General features: G+C 42.1%; 24 protein-coding genes. 1 reads left to right on the top strand and 23 read right to left on the bottom strand.

Going from position 1 to position 21,033, the window contains the following annotated elements; all coding sequences use genetic code 11:
• Positions 1-28: 28 nt before the first annotated feature.
• The 10 genes from QVP35_RS13250 to QVP35_RS13205 all read right to left on the bottom strand — a co-directional run bounded on the left by QVP35_RS13250 (position 29) and on the right by QVP35_RS13205 (position 7,697).
• Positions 29-640, bottom strand: a complete 612-nt coding sequence (locus QVP35_RS13250; protein WP_006567685.1) for an AAA family ATPase — start codon at positions 638-640, stop codon at positions 29-31.
• Positions 641-689: 49 nt separating this feature from the next.
• Complete coding sequence (locus QVP35_RS13245; RefSeq protein ID WP_006567686.1) at positions 690-1,424, bottom strand: GntR family transcriptional regulator; 735 nt, start codon at positions 1,422-1,424, stop codon at positions 690-692.
• A 33-nt stretch (positions 1,425-1,457) separates the two neighbouring features.
• The gene (locus QVP35_RS13240) at positions 1,458-2,240 is read right to left on the bottom strand and encodes an SDR family NAD(P)-dependent oxidoreductase (RefSeq protein ID WP_006567687.1); all 783 of its coding nucleotides are present in this window, start codon (positions 2,238-2,240) and stop codon (positions 1,458-1,460) included.
• Positions 2,241-2,254: 14 nt separating this feature from the next.
• Positions 2,255-2,731, bottom strand: coding sequence for a PTS sugar transporter subunit IIB (locus QVP35_RS13235; protein ID WP_006567688.1), 477 nt, complete (start codon positions 2,729-2,731; stop codon positions 2,255-2,257).
• Positions 2,703-3,137 carry a PTS sugar transporter subunit IIA gene (locus QVP35_RS13230; protein WP_009291137.1) on the bottom strand — a complete coding sequence of 145 codons (435 nt, stop codon included), beginning with the start codon at positions 3,135-3,137 and terminating at the stop codon, positions 2,703-2,705. Before QVP35_RS13230 ends, QVP35_RS13235 begins: the two co-directional genes overlap by 29 nt.
• A gap of 12 nt (positions 3,138-3,149) precedes the next feature.
• On the bottom strand, positions 3,150-4,784 hold the full coding sequence (locus QVP35_RS13225; protein WP_006567690.1) for a PTS system mannose/fructose/sorbose family transporter subunit IID: 1,635 nt from the start codon (positions 4,782-4,784) through the stop codon (positions 3,150-3,152).
• A 21-nt stretch (positions 4,785-4,805) separates the two neighbouring features.
• On the bottom strand, positions 4,806-5,810 hold the full coding sequence (locus QVP35_RS13220) for a zinc-dependent alcohol dehydrogenase family protein (protein ID WP_009291136.1): 1,005 nt from the start codon (positions 5,808-5,810) through the stop codon (positions 4,806-4,808).
• A gap of 14 nt (positions 5,811-5,824) precedes the next feature.
• Entirely contained in the window at positions 5,825-6,670 is an 846-nt protein-coding gene (locus QVP35_RS13215) for a class II fructose-bisphosphate aldolase (protein WP_006567692.1), read from the bottom strand.
• A 202-nt stretch (positions 6,671-6,872) separates the two neighbouring features.
• Positions 6,873-7,142, bottom strand: a complete 270-nt coding sequence (locus QVP35_RS13210; protein ID WP_009291135.1) for a DUF3795 domain-containing protein — start codon at positions 7,140-7,142, stop codon at positions 6,873-6,875.
• A gap of 30 nt (positions 7,143-7,172) precedes the next feature.
• Complete coding sequence (locus QVP35_RS13205; RefSeq protein WP_006567694.1) at positions 7,173-7,697, bottom strand: PadR family transcriptional regulator; 525 nt, start codon at positions 7,695-7,697, stop codon at positions 7,173-7,175.
• Between the two features lie 122 nt (positions 7,698-7,819).
• Here QVP35_RS13205 and QVP35_RS13200 point away from each other — a divergent pair, with 122 nt between their 5' ends.
• The gene (locus tag QVP35_RS13200; RefSeq protein WP_022261251.1) at positions 7,820-9,226 is read left to right on the top strand and encodes an MATE family efflux transporter; all 1,407 of its coding nucleotides are present in this window, start codon (positions 7,820-7,822) and stop codon (positions 9,224-9,226) included.
• 195 nt (positions 9,227-9,421) lie between these two features.
• Here the strand turns inward: QVP35_RS13200 and QVP35_RS13195 are convergent, their stop codons facing one another.
• The 13 genes from QVP35_RS13195 to QVP35_RS13135 form a co-directional block, all read right to left on the bottom strand.
• On the bottom strand, positions 9,422-10,594 hold the full coding sequence (locus QVP35_RS13195) for an iron-containing alcohol dehydrogenase (RefSeq protein ID WP_006567696.1): 1,173 nt from the start codon (positions 10,592-10,594) through the stop codon (positions 9,422-9,424).
• 21 nt (positions 10,595-10,615) lie between these two features.
• The gene (locus QVP35_RS13190) at positions 10,616-11,644 is read right to left on the bottom strand and encodes a zinc-dependent alcohol dehydrogenase (RefSeq protein WP_009291133.1); all 1,029 of its coding nucleotides are present in this window, start codon (positions 11,642-11,644) and stop codon (positions 10,616-10,618) included.
• A gap of 70 nt (positions 11,645-11,714) precedes the next feature.
• Positions 11,715-12,395, bottom strand: a complete 681-nt coding sequence (locus QVP35_RS13185; protein ID WP_006567698.1) for an L-fuculose-phosphate aldolase — start codon at positions 12,393-12,395, stop codon at positions 11,715-11,717.
• A 13-nt stretch (positions 12,396-12,408) separates the two neighbouring features.
• Entirely contained in the window at positions 12,409-13,464 is a 1,056-nt protein-coding gene (locus tag QVP35_RS13180) for a 2-hydroxyacid dehydrogenase (protein WP_009291132.1), read from the bottom strand.
• Between the two features lie 40 nt (positions 13,465-13,504).
• Entirely contained in the window at positions 13,505-14,932 is a 1,428-nt protein-coding gene (locus tag QVP35_RS13175; RefSeq protein WP_009291131.1) for a PTS transporter subunit IIC, read from the bottom strand.
• 41 nt (positions 14,933-14,973) lie between these two features.
• Positions 14,974-15,273: a PTS sugar transporter subunit IIB gene (locus QVP35_RS13170; RefSeq protein WP_009291130.1), complete on the bottom strand. Its 300-nt coding sequence runs from the start codon at positions 15,271-15,273 to the stop codon at positions 14,974-14,976.
• 15 nt (positions 15,274-15,288) lie between these two features.
• Complete coding sequence (locus tag QVP35_RS13165) at positions 15,289-15,744, bottom strand: PTS sugar transporter subunit IIA (protein ID WP_006567702.1); 456 nt, start codon at positions 15,742-15,744, stop codon at positions 15,289-15,291.
• Positions 15,745-15,896: 152 nt separating this feature from the next.
• Complete coding sequence (locus QVP35_RS13160; protein ID WP_006567703.1) at positions 15,897-16,304, bottom strand: hypothetical protein; 408 nt, start codon at positions 16,302-16,304, stop codon at positions 15,897-15,899.
• A gap of 12 nt (positions 16,305-16,316) precedes the next feature.
• On the bottom strand, positions 16,317-17,042 hold the full coding sequence (locus QVP35_RS13155; RefSeq protein ID WP_022261250.1) for a phosphoenolpyruvate-utilizing N-terminal domain-containing protein: 726 nt from the start codon (positions 17,040-17,042) through the stop codon (positions 16,317-16,319).
• Positions 17,039-19,093, bottom strand: coding sequence for a BglG family transcription antiterminator (locus QVP35_RS13150; protein WP_006567705.1), 2,055 nt, complete (start codon positions 19,091-19,093; stop codon positions 17,039-17,041). Before QVP35_RS13150 ends, QVP35_RS13155 begins: the two co-directional genes overlap by 4 nt.
• A gap of 6 nt (positions 19,094-19,099) precedes the next feature.
• Positions 19,100-19,360, bottom strand: coding sequence for an HPr family phosphocarrier protein (locus QVP35_RS13145; protein ID WP_009291126.1), 261 nt, complete (start codon positions 19,358-19,360; stop codon positions 19,100-19,102).
• A 290-nt stretch (positions 19,361-19,650) separates the two neighbouring features.
• Entirely contained in the window at positions 19,651-20,385 is a 735-nt protein-coding gene (locus QVP35_RS13140; protein ID WP_009291125.1) for an ABC transporter ATP-binding protein, read from the bottom strand.
• A gap of 5 nt (positions 20,386-20,390) precedes the next feature.
• The coding region (locus QVP35_RS13135) for an ABC transporter substrate-binding protein (RefSeq protein ID WP_288187925.1) at positions 20,391-21,033 on the bottom strand (643 nt) is incomplete at its 5' end.

Genomic DNA, 21,033 nt, shown 5'->3' with positions numbered 1-21,033 from the left:
AATCATTAAAAACAAATTTTTTCACAATTCAGTCTCTATCAATTATCTCATCCACCCGATCCAACACCGCCTCATAATCAACCTTCTCATAATCCGTCACGTCCAGTTCAATCAGGCTCCCCAGCTGAAACCTATCATAACCTTTATTTAAACACCTGTCTTTAAATATTTCATAAGTCACCAGAGCATCCGCCTTCGTCCGGTCTTCCAGTACGTCCCCTTCATGATATCGTGTCACCAGATGTGCCAGGTGTCTGGACGGTTCCAGGTCTCTGCTTTTTGAACGCTCATACAGAACATCAATGTCTCCGGTAAGGCGAATCGTGAGCACTTGATATCCATAAGTCAAAGACAGACTTTCAAGCCTTCCCTTCTGTTTCTCGCTGAACGGATAATCCGAAATTACCGAGTGCTCCCCGCTCATGAGTTCCTCCAGCGTTTCATAGTACAACTCCCAGCTTTGATCTTCCAGACGAGTCTTTTCTTCGATATTTTCAAATCCAAAACGGTCCCACAGCTTCTCTTTCATTTCATCCTGAGAAACTACAATAAATTCACTGTGCCGCTTCAAAATACGGCTGCACAGAAATGTCTTCCCTGTCGCCGGATAACCGGCAAGGAGTATCATTGCTTTTTTCATACATCTCTCCCAAAGAAACAGACTGCCGCGGCAAAGCGGCAGTCTCCTATTATAATGCTAATTCAACTGTCAGATAATAAGTATCTGCCCGGTAATAAGCTTCTACATACTCTCTTGGAATTTTATTTTCATCATAGGAAACACGTTTCACATAGATCAGCGGGGCTCCCTCTTCCACCTGAAGCAGCCTGGCCCTCCGCTCATCTGCCAGAATAGAATAAATCTTTTCTTCCGCTTTTGCCAGCTTGATATGGCAATGGTTCACATAATACACTCTCAGCGATTCCTTGGAAAAGTCTTTCTCCAGGGCCTCCGGAACCCACTGATAATCCAGATAGTTGGTCTCAATATACATGGGCTTTTCATCTGCATACCGGACCCTCTCAATCCTGATCACTTTTGCCCCTTCTTCAAGCTGAAGATTTTCCAAAACTTCCTGATCCGCACTGATGACCGTCTTGTCCAGAACCTTTTTGCTCGCCACTCTCTTGCCGTCGCTGTGTTCCCGTAAAAAATTGACGATCTTCTGGTTATCGCTTTTTGCCTTCAAGTTCTTTACATAAGTCCCATGGCCGCGTTTTTTTTCGATCAGCCCTTCATCTGCCAGCATATCCATCGCCTTTCTGACCGTAGCCCTGCTGACCTTGTAATATGCCATCATTTCACTCTCCGCAGGGATCAGATCCCCGATCTGATACTTTCCGGTGACAATGTCCTGGTACATATAATCATATATCTGGTAATAAAGCTGTTCCCTTCCGCTGAAATCCAATTCGTGTTTCATCGCTTACACCTCTCTGTAACTATATTCCTAAAATTATTCCATCAGCTCCCCGCCCACAAGATTGATGGACTGTCCGGTCAGATAACTTGAACTGTCCGTAGATAAGAAGATCGCCGCATCCGTTACATTTTTCAGATCTACCAGCTTATGCATCGGAATATTCTTCTCAAAATACGGGAGCACTTCTTCCGGATCTAAATTTCTTTTCTTTGCATATTCATATTTTAACTTCTGCCACATCTCTGTCGGGACGATTCCCGGACAGATGGTATTTACCCGTATGCCCTTGTCCGCAAACTCTTTTGCGATAGACTGGGATAATCCCTGAACTCCGTATTTGCTTGCGCAGTAAATGGTCTGCCAGGAACTTGGCTTTTTCCCTGAAAGTGAAGACATATTGATGATCGTTCCGCCTCCGTCAAGCATCTGCCTCACTGCCGCCTGACAGCATAAAAAGGTAGCTTTCAGATTCACATTGATTGTCGTATCCCAAAGTTCCTCGCTGCTTTCCAGAAACGGCGCCATTTTGGAAAATCCGGCAGAGTTAATCCATGAATTGATTCTACCATATCTTTCGGCTGCTTTACATGTGTTTTCATCAATTTGCTCTTTCTTCGTTACATCCGTCTTAAAAAAGCAGGCCTCACCGCCACCGGCCTTTATTTCATCCACAACCTGCATAGATTTTTCTTCATTCAAGTCAAAGATCACAACTTTGGCTCCTCTCTTTGCAAACTCTTTTGCCATAGCGGCTCCCATACCGCTTCCGCCTCCGGTGATGACGGTTACCTTGTCATCTAATCTCTCCACATTCATTTTAAAAGCCTCCTTTACTTTTTGATATACTCCGCAACATTGACCTGTTTATCCTGAGGCATCACCTGGACAAAAACATTGACTCCCTTTTGGATTAAATCAAGGAAGTTTTTATTTTCTTCCGGGTTGGTGGAAATGTTTTTATACAAAACACTTCTCCCCTCTTTTGCACCCATTCCTCCCACGTCAATCTCATCGATTTCAATTCCGTGATCCACCATGTAATTTAAAATCTCCGGTCCTTTCACAAGAAGGATGGTCGGAGCCTCCAGCCCCTGTTTCATAAATTCCACCGCGTCATCCCTGTTAAAGATTCCGATGGCAATCTCATCGGGCACTGCCATTTCCAGCACATTGATCATAAATTCATCTTCTGCCACTTCATCATCAGCCACGACAACCTGCACTGCATTTTTCTGCTTGATCCATGCCGTCATCACCTGCCCGTGGATCAGCCGGTCGTCAATTCTTGTTAAGACTAAGTTTTCCATGCTTCCTGCCTCCTTCGCTTAAATTCATTCCCTTTACTGCCAATGCTCCCGGAGAGACCGCTTCCTGTATCAGCTCATCCAGTGTGCTCTTTTCCGTCCTTGCAAAAATCAGAGTGATCAGCATCGGCATACTCATACCTGAAACCAGACCGATCTTATGGTCTTTCGCCAGGTATCCTGTACTGTTAAAAGGGGTTCCCCCTGTCACATCCGTAAGAACCAAAGTGCCTTCCTCTGATTCGTACTCTTTTATCTCACTTTCCAGTCTGTTTCTGTATGCTTCCGGCGACTCTCCGGGCATGAGAGGGACAGCTGATATCCCCTCCTGTTCTCCTGCCACCATTTGGAGGCTTTCTAAGAGACCTTCACAGAAACGCCCGTGGCTTACTAATATAATATGTATCATAACAGCACCCCTCTATCCTACAAATCCCAGCACTCCCAGATAGGATGCCGCAATTCCTACAATGAAGATGCCGATAACGATCCATGTGACATTGATCTTCTTTGAAACAAGCTTCCATACGATCAGGGTAATAGCCAAAGGAATCAGTCCCGGAAGAAGGGAATTTAAGATCTCCTGAAACTTCACGACACCACTGCCCACGGCAATTTTAAACGGTGTATTCACCGTAATCCTTGTGGAAGCCATGCATCCCACAACCATAAGGCCCACAATGCTGAACGCATTGGTCACCTTATCGATCACGCCGTTTTTAAGAATTTTCAGCAGAGTAGATTTTCCGTATTTATAGCCGTTCATGAACATGAAATATCCGCATGTAAAAATCAGGATCTCAAACAATACCGTAAAGAATACCGGTCCGACGAAATTCCGGTCCAGAGCCATGGTACAGCCGATACCTGCTAAAATCGGAAACAGGATTCCCTGCATAACGGTGTCTCCGATACCGGCTACCGGCCCCATCAGTCCGGTGCGGACAGAATTGATGTCCTCTGCAGATACGCTTTCTCCGTTGGCTCTGGCCTCTTCCATAGAAACCGTGATCCCGTTAATGATCGGCCCGATGGTAAAGACTTCTGAGTTATAAAATACCATATACTTTTTAAGCTCTCTGACCCGTTCTTCATTGGATTCGTAGAGACGTCTGATCGGCCCAATCATCAGGTTGGCGATTCCTAGTGCCTGCAGCCGTTCATAGTTGTAGCATGCCTCTGTGCTGGTAGTGGCAAGCCATGTCTTTACAAGATCTCTTTTTGACAGTTTTTTCTCATAATCTCTTGCCTGCGTTTCGTCTGTATAGTCTGTGCGCTCTTCATTTTTCTTCAGAGTCAGGCGCTTCACTTTCTTCGTTTTTTCTTCCTTTTTATTATCAGCCATAAACATGATAATTGCAATGATTGCCGCGAAAATCGCAACGGCCATAATATCCAGTTTTAAGTAGATCGTCAGGAAAAATCCGGCGAAGAAATACGGAATCAGCTTTTTCTTTCCAAGATAGTTTAAAAGCATGGCGATTCCAAGGGCGGGCATGATCCCTCCGACGACCTGGAGCGCAGATACAAGACTCTTCGGAATCGCATTGATCAGGGCCGTGCCCCAGGACTTCCCGGACATCACGAGGGCAAAGGCGGGAATCCCATACAGAGCAAAGGCCACCAGGAAAGACGGGACAAAGTTCATGAGCCTCACCCCTCTGATATTTCCCTTCTCAAGCATTCCATCAGCCCTGTGGATCCAGAAAGAGTTTACGGTCATATAAACCTGGTTCAGTAAGAGTCCGAACATACTGAACGGAATGGCAAATGTCACCGCCATGGTCGGGCTTGCGCCTGAAAGAATCGTCATCGCCGTGCCGAAGATCCCCGCTACGATCGTATTGCTCGGCATGGTTCCCCCTGCGGAAATCCATCCAAGATAGATTAACTGAATGTTGGCTCCCGCCAGCATACCTGTCATCGGGTCTCCCATAAAAATACCGGTCAGCAGACCTGTGGTCAGCGGATACACCAGACATTTTGTCACCGGACCGAAAAACCACCACTGGCCCATCGTTGCCAACAAAGCTACTAAAATCGCTGAAATTACCATCTTAAATCCTCCTCTTTTCGATTAGTGTTTTCCGGTTAAACGGACCATCACTTTTCCTTTCTTTGCATACTTCTGTGTCTTAAGCTCCTCGCCCATCTCTTCCAGGTCAAGACTGGCACTGATGATCGCATCGGTATCAAGCTTTCTGCTCTCTAAAAGCGCCACCGCCCGTTTCGTTGTATTTGGATTTAAATAAGAAGTATAGATGCTGAGTTCCTTTGTATACGCCTCAAATTGGTTCATGGAAATCGGCTCATCCGGATCTCCGAGCCCAAACAGCAGTACCCTGGCGTTTTTTCCCGCAATCTTTAGAGACTGCTCCATGGTCGCTTTTAATCCGATACATTCGATAACATAGTCAATATTAAATGTCTCAGCCAGCTTTTCTATCTCTTTGTCGTCCACTGCATAATCGGCTCCCAGCTCAAGAGCCAGCTTCTGTTTCTCTTTCTCCCTCTCAACCACGATAATGACAGAGGCCCCTGAGAGTTTCACCATCTGAAGCATCAGGCTTCCGATAGAACCCAGACCGTAAATTACCACTGCCGAGCCGCTTCGGATCTGAATCAGATCCAGTCCGTGGATCACACAGGACAAAGGCTCTGCGAATGCCGCATTTTTAAGATCCAGTTTCTCCGACACTTTATAGACGTTCTGCTCCGGAGGGTAAACATAGTCAGAAAATCCTTTTGCCACACCGTGCCTTTCAAGACAGAAATTCGGAAGCCCCTGCTGGCAGTAGCTACATTTCCCGCATCCGTAACTGGGATCTGCCGCGACCCGGTCTCCGGGCTTAAAATACTTAACCTTCGGACCCACAGCCGTCACGATCCCGGAACACTCATGTCCGAGGATGATCGGCGGAATCACCGGACTGGCACCGTTTTTCCCCTCAAACTTGTGAATGTCTGTGCCGCACAGTCCGCACCATGCCACTTCGATTTTTACTTCATCATCTTCCGGTTCCCGGTCAGGTATTTCTCTCACTTCATAGGTCCGGTCCCCTGTATAATATCCTGCTCTCATCTGCATCACCCGCCTTAATTGAGATTTTTAAAAAGTTCTATTTTCCTCTGTACTACCTGGTTGACTGCTTCTATACACGGCATTACATTATTTCTAAGAGAACTGCTCTCTGATGTCTGTCCAAAAAGCTCTTTGGACTTTTTCGTCCAGGTGACCAGAAGTTCTGTACCCACATTAAACTTCCGAATTCCAAGATCGATCACTTGTCTCACATCTTCATCCTTTACTCCGGTCCCGCCGTGAATAACCAGAGGAAGGTCTACCGCCTCTTTAATCTCTTTCAGTCTTTCAAAATTAATGTTTGTCTTGGACTTATACTGTCCGTGATTGGTGCCGATCGCCACTGCCAGCGCGTCAATCCCTGTCTTCTTCACAAAGTCCACTGCCTCTTTTGGGTCTGTATAGCGTACTTCTGCCTCTGATACGGCTACTCCGTCCTCTGTTCCCCCGACGATCCCCAATTCTGCTTCCACAGAGACATCAAACTTTCTGGCATATTCAATGATCTGCTGTGTCTTTAAAATATTTTCTTTCAGCGGCAGGGATGATCCGTCAAACATGACAGAACTGTAACCGGCATCGATCGCCTCTTTGATCTCATCATACTCTTTTGCATGGTCCAGATGAAGCACCACATCGATTCCTGCTTCCTCTGACATGGTCCTACACACAGATACCAGATTTTTATGTCCCACATATTTAGCAGTTCCGACACTCGTCTGAATGATCACCGGTGTTCCCTGTTCTTTTGCTGCCAGGATAATCGCTGGAAGCATTTCCAGACTGTGGGTATTAAACGCCCCCACTGCCATGTTCAGTTCATCTGCTTTTTTCAAAACCTTTTTTAAATTTGTATACATCTTAACCTCCTCAAATATTAACTGCTGCCTTTTGTTTTAAAATTCTATTACTTCACCTCCCATCATTTTATCCTAACGTTATAATGTACGGACGTTTGTACTTTTGAATGTATTATACAACTCTTTTTTCGATTTGTAAACAATTTTTAAGCCAGAAGATGAAAAAATCTTCTGGCTTAAGGTCATTCTCATATTCTGTTGTTTATTTAACAGTACTCTCTCCCGCCCAAATCCTGCATTGTGCAATCTTCGGTTCCGGGTCAAATCCTTCTTCTACTCCCATGGTAGACAGCATCTCACACGGAAAATCCGGACAGACTCCACAGTGGTCCAATCCTTTTGCCTCACAGCAGGACTTCACTCCGCACTCACCGCCCCAAAACGGCTGTTTCATTTCTGTGCATCCCGTACAGTGGACCTCCTCTTTTCGCTCACATGAATTGCAGCAGACACCGCATCTTGATTCAAACATAATTATCCTCCTAAAAATTTTATCCTGCAGTTACATAGTTTCTTTTAATTCCTCAATCCACGTTTCCAGTGCCTGTGCCAAGATAAGCTGCTGCTCTAAGACAGCCATTCCTGTTTTCGGAATCTCCGGCAGATGTTCTTTCAGGCTTATATTTTCTTCGATATATCCTTTTAAAGTCTCCATGTTGTTTTCGATCTCTGTCAAACAGGACTTCTGTTTTTCCTTCGGCAGACTGTCCAGATTTACAATGACGGCATTAAAGTCCAGAAATATCCGGACCGGCTTTGAGGCAATCTCCAGCATAAGCTTTTCAAATTGCTTCTCTCCTGCCTCTGTCAAAGAATAAACCGTTTTCTCCGCCATATTTCCTTCTTTTACAACATCCCCTTTCATATAGCCCTTCTTTTCCAGCTGAATAACCTTTTTGTAAATGGAAGGCGTACTGATTTTTACCCATTTGGATATATTGCGGTACTCTACGATCTTTTGAATATCGTATGCACTCAAAGACTCCTTTTTCAAAATTCCCAGCACGATAAGATCAATAGTTGCCATGATTTCCCCCTTTTCGCTTGACAACCACTATAATTTATAGTAGTATGTGCTTCGCCGATAAAATCACTATAATTTATAGTAATATATTTTATATTTTATGTCAACCGAAAGGAGAGTTCATTATGAGTGAACAAAACAAAAAGATAGAACTGTTAGGAAGTGCTCCGATACCAAAAGCGCTTTTAGCCATGGGGCTGCCGACTATGATCGGAATGATGATCAATGCCTTATACAACCTGGTAGACGCATACTTTGTGGGAGGGCTGGGGACCAGCCAAATGGGTGCGATTTCTGTGGCATTTCCTCTGGGACAGATTGTGGTAGGTTTAGGTCTGTTATTCGGAAATGGGGCAGCATCCTATATTTCAAGGCTTCTGGGAAGAGGGGAAAAAGAAACAGCAAATAAAGTCGCCAGCACTGCCCTTTACAGCAGTATATTTGTGGGAGCTATAATCATAATTTTTTCCATTATTTTTCTGACTCCAATCCTTAAGATGTTAGGTGCAACAGAAAGCATTCTTCCCTATGCAGCAACCTACACAAGCATTTATATCATTTCATCAATCTTCAACATCTTTAATGTAACAATGAATAATATTGTCACAAGTGAAGGAGCCGCTAAGACAACGATGTGTGCCTTGCTGACAGGTGCTGTACTGAATATAGTGTTAGATCCAATTTTTATCTATGTTCTAAATCTGGGTGTCGCCGGTGCTGCGATCGCTACGGCCATCTCACAGATGATTTCTACTGCTGTGTATTTATGTTATGTATTCAGAAAGAAAAGTGTATTTAATTTCAAAATAAAAGACTGCTGTTTCTCTAAAAAGATTATGTCAGAAATTATGAAAATAGGGATACCCACACTGGTCTTTCAGCTGCTGACCAGCCTTTCCATTGCATTAATCAACAAACAGACAAAAGTATATGGAGACTCTGTTATTGCTGCTATGGGCGTGGTCACAAGAGTTATTTCTATGGGAAGTCTCATGGTCTTCGGATTTATCAAAGGCTTTCAGCCGATTGCAGGATTCAGCTATGGTGCAAAAAAATATGACCGCTTACATGAAGCGATCAAGACATCTATCTTATGGTCCACAATCTTCTGTTTTATCTTCGGAGCAGCTGCCGCTTTATTTTCTTCATCCATTATATCAGGATTTACAGCAGGCGATATAGAGATGATCCAGGCCGGGCAAACGGCACTGCGGGCAAACGGATTTTCTTTCCTGCTCTTTGGTTTCTATACTGTATACTCATCCCTTTTTCTTGCCCTCGGAAAAGCAAAGGAAGGTTTTATCCTTGGTGCATGCAGGCAAGGAATTTGTTTTGTCCCTGTCATCTTATTACTGCCTGCGGTTTGGGGCATCAACGGAATCCTTTATGCCCAGCCCATTGCTGATGTGATCTCTGCTTTTGTCACAATTTTCATGGCACTGTATCTTCACAGGGAACTTAAGAGTACAGCAGACATTGCTGTCCAAATCAGCAGGAATCCCCAACCAGACAGTATGAAATATGAGTCTTAATCCTGTCTGTACAAAATCCCCGTTTCCATGCGGTTTGACGGAACGGGGATTTTTCTCTCTCGCTCATAAAAAAATATTATGTATATTTCTTTCTAAGTAATTTTAATATTCTTTTTAAAGCTTTTTTTCAAAAAGCTAACCTCTGAAATCGATTACTATCAAAGGTTAGCTTTGACAAAATATAAAATTAAGCCTTTACAAGCTGTTCACAGTATCTTTTCCATAGTATACCTTAAGAATTAATTCTTTCATCTCTTTTGCCGTCGGCTGAATCGGATTAAATGGCGTTGCCACGTCACTCATTGCTTTCTCTGTTAATTTATCCAAATTTTTAATAAAAGTGTCTTCCTGTACCTTCTCTTTCATTGACTTTGGAATATTAATTTTCTCACTCAGCTCAGCAACTGCATCCGCCAATGATTTTTTCCCAATAAATCCTGCAAGTTCATCATACATTTTTTTAACTTCATCATTCCGACTGTTATATTCCAATCCATATGGAAGCACAATCGCATTGGCAAGCCCATGAGGCACTCCATATTCCGCCCCGAAAGAATGAGCAATCCCATGAACAATTCCTAATCCGGAATTAGAAAATGCGATTCCTCCCATACAGGATGCGGCCAGCATCTCTGCTCCCGCATTTTCATCTTCCGGATTTTCGTACACTTTTTCCAGGCTTTTATATCCATAAAGAAAAGCGGCCAGGGACATCGCCTTTGAAAATGGATTTGCAGTCGGCGTTACATAAGATTCTATTGCATGTGTCAGGGCATCCATTCCGGAAGCTGCCGTTAAACTCTTGGGCATTGTTGCCGTAAATTCAGGATCTAAAACAGCGGCATCCGGAACCAGCCTTCCATTCATGTCTCTGACAGAATATTTTTTCTTTTGTTTCATATCCTTAATTAAAGCTGCGCGGGTTGCCTCGCTTCCTGTTCCGGCAGACGTAGCAATACAGCAGACTTTTGCTTTCACTCTTAAATTCTCTATGATATTCGGAGGCATTGTCTCTTCCAGTGTCCGATACGCAGGATTCTCATAAAACACCCACATAGCTTTTGCTGCGTCCATTGCTGACCCGCCGCCAAATCCAATAATCCAGTCCGGTTTAAAAGTTTTCATTCTTTCTGCACCCTTTAAAATTGTTTGAAAACTTGGCTCCGGTTCAACTTCTGTGTAGGCCTCGTATTCAAAACCGGCTTCTTCTAAAACATCCGTAACTTTTTTATAGGAGCCGACATCGATAAGAACATTTCCGCTCATGACAATAAATGCTCTTTTCCTGGGTCCTTCCAATGTCTTAAGCTGCTGTACCGCATTCTTCCCCCAGAATACTTTTTCGCACCCCAATTTAATAGAATACACGTGATCACCATCCTTTACTCTCTAGTAAACAATACAATTTTTAATTACTTTTTGGGCCGCATGTTCAAGTATCGCCTCTTCCAGCTCCTCAAGCGGATATTCCTTTTGAATAAAATCATCACTTTGGATCACTCCCATTTTTAACAATTCCAACGCAGTCTGAACATGTCTCGGCGTTGTGTGAAATACTCCTTTGACCGTTATTTGTGAATAGTGCAGAAGAGCTGCATCAAGAGAAAGGATACTTTTTTCCTTTGTTCCGCCGAACAAAAGAACAAAACCGGCTTTTCTGGCCATCTTAACACTGCTTTCCCATACATTGATCAGACCGGTGGCCTCAATTACAATATCTGCACCCCTGCCTCCTTCTGTCATCGCTTTTACTGCAAATGCGCTGTCCTCAATGTTTGTAATATTTAATATCTCATGAACCCCAAGCTTCTTTGCAAGCTCCAATCGATTTTGTGCCTTATCCGTAACAATAACATGGGCACCTTTTAACACTGCAAGCCTCGCAAACATCAGGCCGATCGGACCTGCACCGTTTACCGCTACCACATCGCCTAAGTGAATGGGACATTCCTCAATACCGTATACAGCACAGGAAAATGGTTCCATCAGACAAGCATTCTTATGAGAAATTGATTCATCCAGCAAAAACATATTCTGTTTTACGATTCTCTCCGGTACTTTTACATATTCTGCATATGTCCCTCTGTTAAATAACATGTCTTCGCACATAGACGGAAATCCCTTTTTACAGAAATAGCAATGATTACATGGGGCTGTATTGTGAACAGCAACCCGGTCTCCTTCTTTGAAATTCTTGACCTTTTTCCCCACTGCGGCAATCACTCCTGAGTATTCATGCCCGAATGGATGCGGTGGTTTCAATAAAGGATATCCTCTCTTATATATTTTTACATCCGTCCCACACGTAGCAGAGATCTTGTTTTTTACTAAAACATCTCCTTCCCCGATTTCAGGGACTTCACATTCTTCAATCCGAAGATCTTCCTGTTCATACAAAACTGCTCTTCTCATTTTCATTCCTGGGCTCTGCTCCTCTTTAAATTAACTTGGAAATCCCGGTTCCAAAAGGAAAACCGGGATTGGAACATCAGTAACAATTAGATGTTTGATCTTCTTTGTCTTTCTTAGGCTGTCCATATGATTTAAATTTCTCCATAACCACGTCCATTTCTTCGTCGCTTAAAACGACCGGTTCGCCGACTGACATCGCCCGATACTGCATTTCCGCACAAAATTCCATATTCACTGCCAGCCCAAACGCTTTTTCAATCCCCGGTCCGCAGGTCAAAAGCCCGTGATTTGCAAGTAAAACAGCTTTTCCCTTTCCGCAGGCTTTGATTGCTGCCTCCGCAAGCTCTGGAGTTCCGAATGTACAGTATGGTGCGCACGGTACCTCTGCTGTTCCTGCACCTCCGATGACATAATGCAGTGCCTTAATCGGCATATTAAGACATGCAAACGTTGTACAATAAGCAGAATGTGTATGTACGACTGCCCCTGCATCCGGTTTATTTACATAAAAGACTGTGTGCAGGCCCCATTCACTGGAAGGCTTTTTATCACCTTCAACCACATTTCCTTCTAAATCCATCACAACGACATCCTCCGGGACAGTTTCAAAATAGCCTACGCCGGACGGACTGATTGCCATCAGCTTTTCTTCTGCATTATAGATACTGATATTTCCGCTTGTCCCTTTGCTGAGACCGGCTGCACTCATTTTTTTGCCGTACTCGACTACCAATTCTCTTTCTTTTTTTAATAGCATATTGTTCCCCTTTTTAAAATGTGATCTGGTTTAAATTGACGATCATATCACCGGTTTTTGTTTCCCAGAAACGATTAATCGTGTCTGTCAGAAGTTTTGGAGATTTTGGAAGAGCATCGACAACGTTTCCGGCGTTATGCGGCGTTAAAGTAATATTATCCAGTTTCAGTAACGGATCATCCTTATCCAGCGGTTCATTCCAATACACATCTAATGCTGCTCCGCCAATCCTTTTATTCTCTAATGCTTCTATAAATGCTTCTTTATCCAGGACCTTTGCTCTGGATGTGTTGATCAGATACGCCGTCGGTTTCATAAGACTGATAACTTCTTCATTAATACTGTTTTCAGTCTCTGGTGTTACTCTTAAATGAAGCGATATAATATCTGCTTCTCTGAACACTTCTTCTCTCTCTTTCATTGTTACAGCAATGCCTTTGGCATTCATGACATCCTGCGTCACAAAAGGATCATAAGCAATGATTTTCATGCCGATCCCGGCAGCTTTTTCCGCCACTAAACGTCCGATATGTCCCAGACCTATGATCCCTACTGTCATCTCTCTCATTGCAGTGGTATATGCTGAATTAACATACTCTTTTCTCCAGATGCCCTGTTTCATTGCCGCATGGGCTCTTGCAATGTTTCTTGTCTCTGCAAACATTAAACCGACCGCAAAATCTGATGTAGCTTCCGCATTTCTGATCACATGCATCACTGGAATATTTTTTTCAGTCGCGGCTTCCACATCTACATGCTCCAGACCCCCGCGGCATGTTCCGATCAATTTTAGGTTTTGAGCCCTCTCAATTAATTTTCTCGGAACGGGACAAAAATGTACCAGCAGAATATCTGTATCTTTTATCTCAGTATAAAGTTCTTCCGGGATCTCTTCTGCCTCCGGTCCCCTTGTTTCTATGTTTAAAGCCTTTTTCTGAAAATCCTTTCGGTCATCTGCATTCCATATAATCTCTTTAATTTCCGGTTCATCATCAATATTCAGGCTTTTTGCGGCTTCTGCCAGCAATCCGCTGCTCACGATGATGTCCCCTACTACTGCAATCTTCATAATTTCCCCTTTCGTTTCAAACTATCTTTCACACTGGGTCTTATGCAGTTTCTCCGCCCGATGTTCCTGCGGCTGCCTGTGCTCCTCCCATCGCATTGTGTTCTAAATAATCCCATACTTTTTGTTTATTCTTCTTAAATAATACGAAGCACAAAAGATAGACAGCTATGACCAGTCCAATAATGATTGGGTTCATGGTTAGGAATGCGTATGTAATAAGTCCTGCCGTACAGTTTGACAAGATAAATCCGATAATTAAAACGGTTCCTGCAGTCACTTCATATCCGGCATTTACTGCGATCTCAGTAAATACAGCTGCCCAGGAGGATGCCATTAACAGCTTTGCGCAGAACACAATGCAGGCTGCAATCCAGGATTTAAAGATATTGCCGTTTGACAGAGATACCGGTACTTCTACCATATATGGAAGAGAAGGTAAAACCATCACCGGAAGAACGACATTTCCAGGCAAAATGAAGGCTAACAGAAGGGCGACCGGGATAACTAACAGGCCTGTTGTCAATGTAGCCGCTTCTCCATATCCCAATGCATCATTTACTGCGATGATAAACTCCCGGTCCTTTCCATACTTTGATTTCTTTAATGTCTTTCTTGAGTAATCCGTAATGACCGTAAATCCTGAGGCAAACAATCCCGCAATTTTAGGGAAGATTGCCATTACCGCTGAACAGGTGACTGCAACATCTGCAACCTGTCCCCATGAAGTCATCTCATTTAAAGTGGAGATATTTCCGACAATTCCGAGGATCAGGCCCACGATCAAGCCTACATACATTGGTTCACCCAGGAATCCGATTTTCTTCTTGATCGCGTCTGGTCTTAAATTAATCTTATCTGCTCCTAATTTCCCGAGTATAAAGTCTAAGACTAAATACAGCGGTACATCCCCCATGTGATGAGGTGCTATCATTGCACAGCCTGGATAGTGGTAGTATGTTGACCATCTCTTTTGAACAATCTCCGCAAGCAGCAAGACAACCAAATTGACAAAAAGCATAAGAACAAATGACATCACAAGATTTCCTTTGATCTGGTATAACAGCGATCCCCATACGATGATTGAGTAATTATTCCAAAGATCCGACGGCTGAAAAATATCTGTAATTTTTACAAGGAAGATTACAATCTGGAAGATCAGCCCGACTCCGATAAACATCATTCCGATGTCTGTCGAATAAGCCACCGAAGCAACGGCCTGCCACCCTACATCCAGCGCCGGCAGATTGATTCCCGTCTGTTCAATCAATTTTGTCACTAATGCTGATAATACGCTGCCAAACGCACTGGTTATAAACGCCATACCTTTCAAACCGACACCGATCAGCACAGCAGACATAAAAGCCTTTTTTACCGGCGCTTTGAATATTAAACAAATAATAAAGATGATAATCGGCACTGTTATATAGTTTCCGAATGTATCAAAAAACAGTTTCAGTGTATCCCACATATTTCAACCTCCTCGTATGAATGTTTTCCCGCTTTTCAAAGCTACAGTTCCAGATTCTCTACCTCCTGCATTAATTCTTCAATAAATTCCTCTTCATTAATGCCCACAAGGAAACCTGTGGCATTCAAAATGGGAACCCCGTAGTTTCCTTCCACAGGGCTTGTGTAAACGATCAAGTCATAACCGCCTCCCTGCATGGCACCCGGAACACCTCCGGGACTCACTTCCGTAGCTTCCATCTCATATCCTTTTTCCTCAAATATATCTGCTAATTTTGAAGAAAGCATTGCTGAGCTCACCGTTCCCGAACCGCACACTGATAATACTTTTATTGCTCTCATAATTTCTCTTCCTTTCTAATCTTCTAAAATTTTTAAACAATCCAGGATTTCTGATCTGTCTTTAGAATCCCTGATTTTCTTCAACAGCTCTCCGTCTTGAATGATCTTCATCATCTGCTTCAGCATACTGATCTGCATATCTGAGTCTTTGATCACCAGAGGAATGATCACTTCACAATCCAGCCACACATCTTTTGTTCCCATTGCACAAAATCTTACAGGTTCTCTGGGTATGATGACACCTACCGCCGGTTTATTTACATATGTATTATTTGTATGGGGAATCGCAATCGCAACTCCTTTTCCGGGCAAACCGGTGGGATATACTTTCTCCCGGTCTATCACAGCTTGTGTATATCCTTCTTTTACATACCCTTTTTCATAAAAAATCGTTCCGCCGAGCCGAATGCAGTCTTCTGCCGTTTTAACTTCTGCATCCATAACTACAAGTTCTTCATCTAGCAGTTTCAAAAATGGTCACCTCTTTCTTTTTTAGACTTTTATAGAATATTTGGTTATCGATAACTTAATTTCTAAATACACTATAACACCAATGTTTTTTATCAAAAAGAGCAGTTTCTTTCACTTTTTATTTCGCCGGTTTTACATTTTTTATACCTGTTTTATAAGAAAAATATATCCCATACCGTAATGGCTGCTCCGAACACAATAAGCGCCCCTGCGGCAAAACGGACATACCTGAGTGTTTTGGGGATTCCGAATTTTTCATAGTTATGAAAATGCATAAATACCAGAGGCCACTTACATAAACACATCCCTATGACAACTAACGGTATATGTGTCCACCAGCCTTCCATTGAGAAACCAATGCTTATTAAATTAACAGCAGCACATATTCCAATAATGACATATGCTTTGAGCCTTGACGCTTGATCCCATTTAATAAATCTGGACGTTTTGTTATAACAGTCCATACTACAGCACTGGACTTCTTCTTTTTCCCTTTTCAGCCAAACAGCTGCCGGCTTTTTAGTGATTGGCTGCCCACAGTATATACACCTTTTTTCCATAGAAACCTCCTTTCAAAGGATGTCTGATACCTCCTGGTCCGGTTCTAAAATTATTGTACCTTCCCCGCCATCCATATAAATATTAGTTTTAGAACCGGCTTCCTCCAATATATTTTTCACACCCACAACAGCCGGTATCCCTAATGCTTTTGCAAGAATCACCGTATGAGATGTGTTCCCTCCTCTTTCAGTTACAAACCCTTTTACATGTGTTGTGTCCATCCGCATGATGTCTTCCGGCGTCAGATCCGCCGCGACAATCACAATGTCCTCTTTTGTTTTTGAAACTTCATCCATTGGGGAATTTAATCCTTCCATCTTCCTGATCAAAGCATCACACACATTTTCAATGTCGGTCCCCCTCTCCCGCATATATGGATCATCCATACTTTGAAATATTACAGCCGCCGCTTTTTTCTCCTCTTCTAAAACATAAACCAGGTTCAATTTTTCATTTTGTATCCTCCTGATAATTTTCCCAAAAAAAGCATCGTCATTTACCATTTCAATATAAGCCAGAAAAATGTTTGCAGGCTCTTCTCCTGCTGAAATCTCTGCCTCTCTATACAGTTGCTTCAGCTCCTCCTTGTATTCTTTTCTTACCGTTTCAAAACGGCTGATTTCGTATTCTGCATCTTCAGACTTTTCAGCTCTCGCTTCAAAAGCCAAATTGTTTAAAACCAGAATGGTGCCAGCAGCTTTACCTTCAGCACCTCCGGTTCCTTTCCGTTTTTTCATTTCTTAACTCCTTTCATGTCAACTATAAAACTTTTCCCCTTTTCACTCTCACAGTAACGATAAATACCTTCCAGCACAGGAAAATGTGTATTCTGATCTACGGTCACAAAGAAGATGAATATCTTTCCTTTTATCTCTTCAGATATTTTGATTCTTTCTTCTGAAACAACAATTTCATAATTTATTTCTACATTTAAATCTCCGCGCATAGGACAATGGAGTATTACGACATCCTGAGAAATTTCATAAAATTTGATTTTGTTATGGTTCATCATATTGCATAATCTGTTATACAGACGCTTCCACGCTTTTTCGCCAACCGCTTTCTGGCATCCCTGCATGAGCAGCTCTTCTTTGGTGCTGCGTGCAGGCAGTACGCTGTATCTTTGATTTTGAATATAATTTGCAATAGAATTTAATTTTTTGTCTATCTTTCTGTTATCAGATTCAAATAATATCCGCAGCACATCAAAATATAGTTCATTTTCATCAACAATGCCATTTGTACTCTGAACGGCCGCCGATATGATCCTTTGAATTGTTTTGTTATACTCACCGATGACCCCGCACTGATTCATGACCTGGATGATTTTTTTCTTATCAGAATCCTCCAAAATAACATTGGTAAACACAATATTTTTCCGGTGTGCCAGCAGCTCTGAATATCCCGTGGAAATGATCAGCGCAAAATCGTCCAAATTATATTTTTTAGCCTCAGAAATAATGCCCAATTTAATGTCGGCGGTGCTGCCAAACAGTGTTTTCAGCTGTTCTTTTACTAAAGTTGAAGTTGCCATTCCATCTGCGCAGAGTACTAAGACCTTAGAGACATTGCTTTTCTTTTGAATTGTCTGATACTTCTCATCGCTTATAAAATAGATTGTTAAGTATGCAATCTCATCTGATGTTAACATTTTGGCAAGATCATCTTTCATCTCCCTCACGGCTCTCCCAGTGAAATCATATATTTCGGGATACATTCTCATGACATCCTGAACCAGGGGATTTGTCGATTGCACTCCATATTTCAATCTATAATACAATGGTCTGATATGCCCTTTTAACCTTGTCATTAAGCGGTCTTTATTATCAAAAGAAATACAGGCAATCCGTTCAAAATTTACAACCAGCGCTTTTGTAAAATTAGATATGTACAGATCTTCCTGATCCTGGGAAACAAACTGTGCAACCTTTATCCCTAACAAGAGAGTTGCAATATAATATATTTCCGATTCAGGAATTTCTAAGTTATAAACTTTTAATTTTTCAAAACTCTGTTTCAGTGATTGATACGGCTTTGTTTCAACTAAAGTTACTTTTTCTTCTGTATGAAGATTCATCGTGTAGCCATCCATGCTTCTGATCCAGGAAATCAGGATCATGCTGCATTCCAGTTCTTCATTTTCCAAAACCAGTTTGATATTTTCGTCTTGTTCATACTGCTTTATCAGACATCTGGCAATCTCCAGGTAATCGTAGTCCTCTCCGGTTATCGTAACCAAAGATTGCTGCATCCATTTTTTCAATATATCCTTAGGCTGAAAATTTTGTAATTTCTTAATTTCCTTTCCCACAATTTTTCTGATTGCAAATTCTTCTCCCTGGAGTACATATCCGAACTTGATCGAACTGGCTATAGAAATATTCTGGTTACCCAAAATTTTTTTCCACTCTTTAATATCTTTTAAGATTGTATTTTTGCTGACATCAAAAAGGTTCTGCATCTTCTCTATTGTTACAACCTCGGCAGACAGCAGTATCATTAAGAGTTCCAGTATTCTTCTCTCTTGTACAGAATAATAGTAGCTTCCGTTCTTCCTCATCTCAGCTTCCAGTATTTCAATTTTCTTTGATTTGACACAGATAATTTTTGACTGTATCTCCAGCCTGCCTAATTCCCTGCTCTTAAGCCAGTCATTGATCAGTTCAAAATCATAGTAAAATGTTCTCTTTGTAATGTTTAATTTCTCAATAATTCGGTCAACCGTATAACCGTTTTTTTGTTCTAGTATAATTTTTAAAATATATGCCGGTCTGCTTTTTAATTCCAAAGCAATCTACTCCTTTAAATTTTCAATAAATTCACTGATTTTCTCTCCTGCTTCTTTTTCATCTGTTCCGTTTATTACAAGTTTAATTTTTGTTCCTTTACATATCCCTCCTGACAAAATGCTGATAATACTCTTGGAATCAATTTCCGTATCATTTGTCCTGATTTTTATATCACTTTCATAAGTTTGGCATAACGTAGATAAATCCGTTGCTGGTCTGGCATGAAGTCCTGTTTTGTTCTTAATGATCATTTCTTTTTCGTACATGTCTGCTCCTCCTGATTGTTTCAATTTTATTTGTGCTTTCATTATATTCTCTTTCGTTTTTTCAGAAAATAGCAGTTGTTGTCACTCTTTTTTTCTTGTTTTGTGCAAATATTGTACTGAAAATGGAACCTTAATCCGACAGCAAGTTTTCTCTTTAAAAATGAAATACGGATGCAGCCCTGTGCACCCGTTTATATATGTTATCCCTCTAATTAAAATTATAAAAAATGACCCTTGGAAAACAATATATAATTTTTTCCAAAGGCCTGTATTAATATAATCATATCTGTCTAAAGCTTTTTCAATATATCTTTCTTATACTCCAGAAATTCTTCCGTCAGATTAAAATCTTTTCTCCGGGACTTAGGCTCCCGGATCACAATTTCTTCCGTAATCCTTCCGGGTCTTCCGGTCAGCAGATAAATCCTGTCTGAAAGCAGGATCGCTTCATCAATATCATGGGTGATAAACAGTGTAGACAGATGGATCTTGTCCATCACATCCAAATACCACCGATGCATATCACTTTTCGTCAGTGTATCCAATGCACTGAAAGGTTCATCCAGCAAAGCCACATTCTTAGAAAACATATAGGTCCTCAGAAGCGCAGCCCTCTGGCGCATACCTCCCGAAAGCTGTTTCGGATACTTTTTCTGAGTGCCTTCGAGGCCAAACTCCTGAAAAAGTTCCCCGGCTTTTTGACGGGCAGCTTTTTTGTTCTCACCTTTAATCAAAAGCGGCAGTGCTACATTATCCTCGATTGTCCGATAAGGGAGCAGCAGATCTTTCTGAAGCATATAACTGATATTCCCCGGCTGTCCCGTAATATCCCTGCCGTCCAGCATGACTTTTCCCTGATCAGGTTTTTTCAGTCCGGAAATCACATTAAACAGAGTCGTCTTCCCTCCGCCGCTGGCACCCAGCAGACAGACCAGTTCATTGTCATGCAGCTCTATATTAATGTCTTCTATTATATTTGTATTCTCATATGCAAGCGTAACACCCGTTACAGTCAAATCCGACATTTTCTTTACTCCAAATAGTCGTTGGTAAATCCGGTGTTTTCCGGAATCTTTGTTTTTGAAAGACCTTTCTCACTGATCCAGTTATAAAATGCATTCCACCTTTCAGGATTAATATAGCCCCATTGCTTCACTTCAGCCTTATACTGATCCTTCATATATTTCTGGCTGGCCTGTACCATTTTAGAATCCAGTTCCGGTGATGCTTCACAGAGAATATCTCCTGCATCTTTGGGATGTTCAATGGCATACTCATAGCCCTTTTTTGCGGCTGACAAAAATGCTTTTGCCGTTTCCGGATTCTTTTTCATCCATTCACTGTTCCCGATGATCACCGGCGTATAATAGTCAAAGACCGGATCAATATCTTTGAATGCAAAGTAGTCTGTATCAAGTCCGGCCACCTCCGTGGCAATCCCTGCCCATCCATAGTAAATCCAGATGGCATCCACTTTTTTGCTCTTTAATGCAGAGACCTCATCTGTGACAGTGCTCGGAATCATGTTTACTTTGCTGAAATTCCCTTTATCTTTTTCTACCACCTGTTTTAAGATCGCTTTTTCAATATCCTGATTCCAAGTGGCGTATTTTTTGCCTTCCAGCCCTTTCGGACGTTTGATTCCGTCACCCTTTCTGGATACGATCCCAGAA

This window comes from Anaerostipes sp. CAG:276, from assembly GCF_000432215.1.
Taxonomy (GTDB): Bacteria; Bacillota; Clostridia; order Lachnospirales; family Lachnospiraceae; genus Anaerostipes; species Anaerostipes caccae.
Note: the sequence above shows the minus strand (reverse complement) of the source record. Positions and strands in the feature narration are given on the sequence as shown.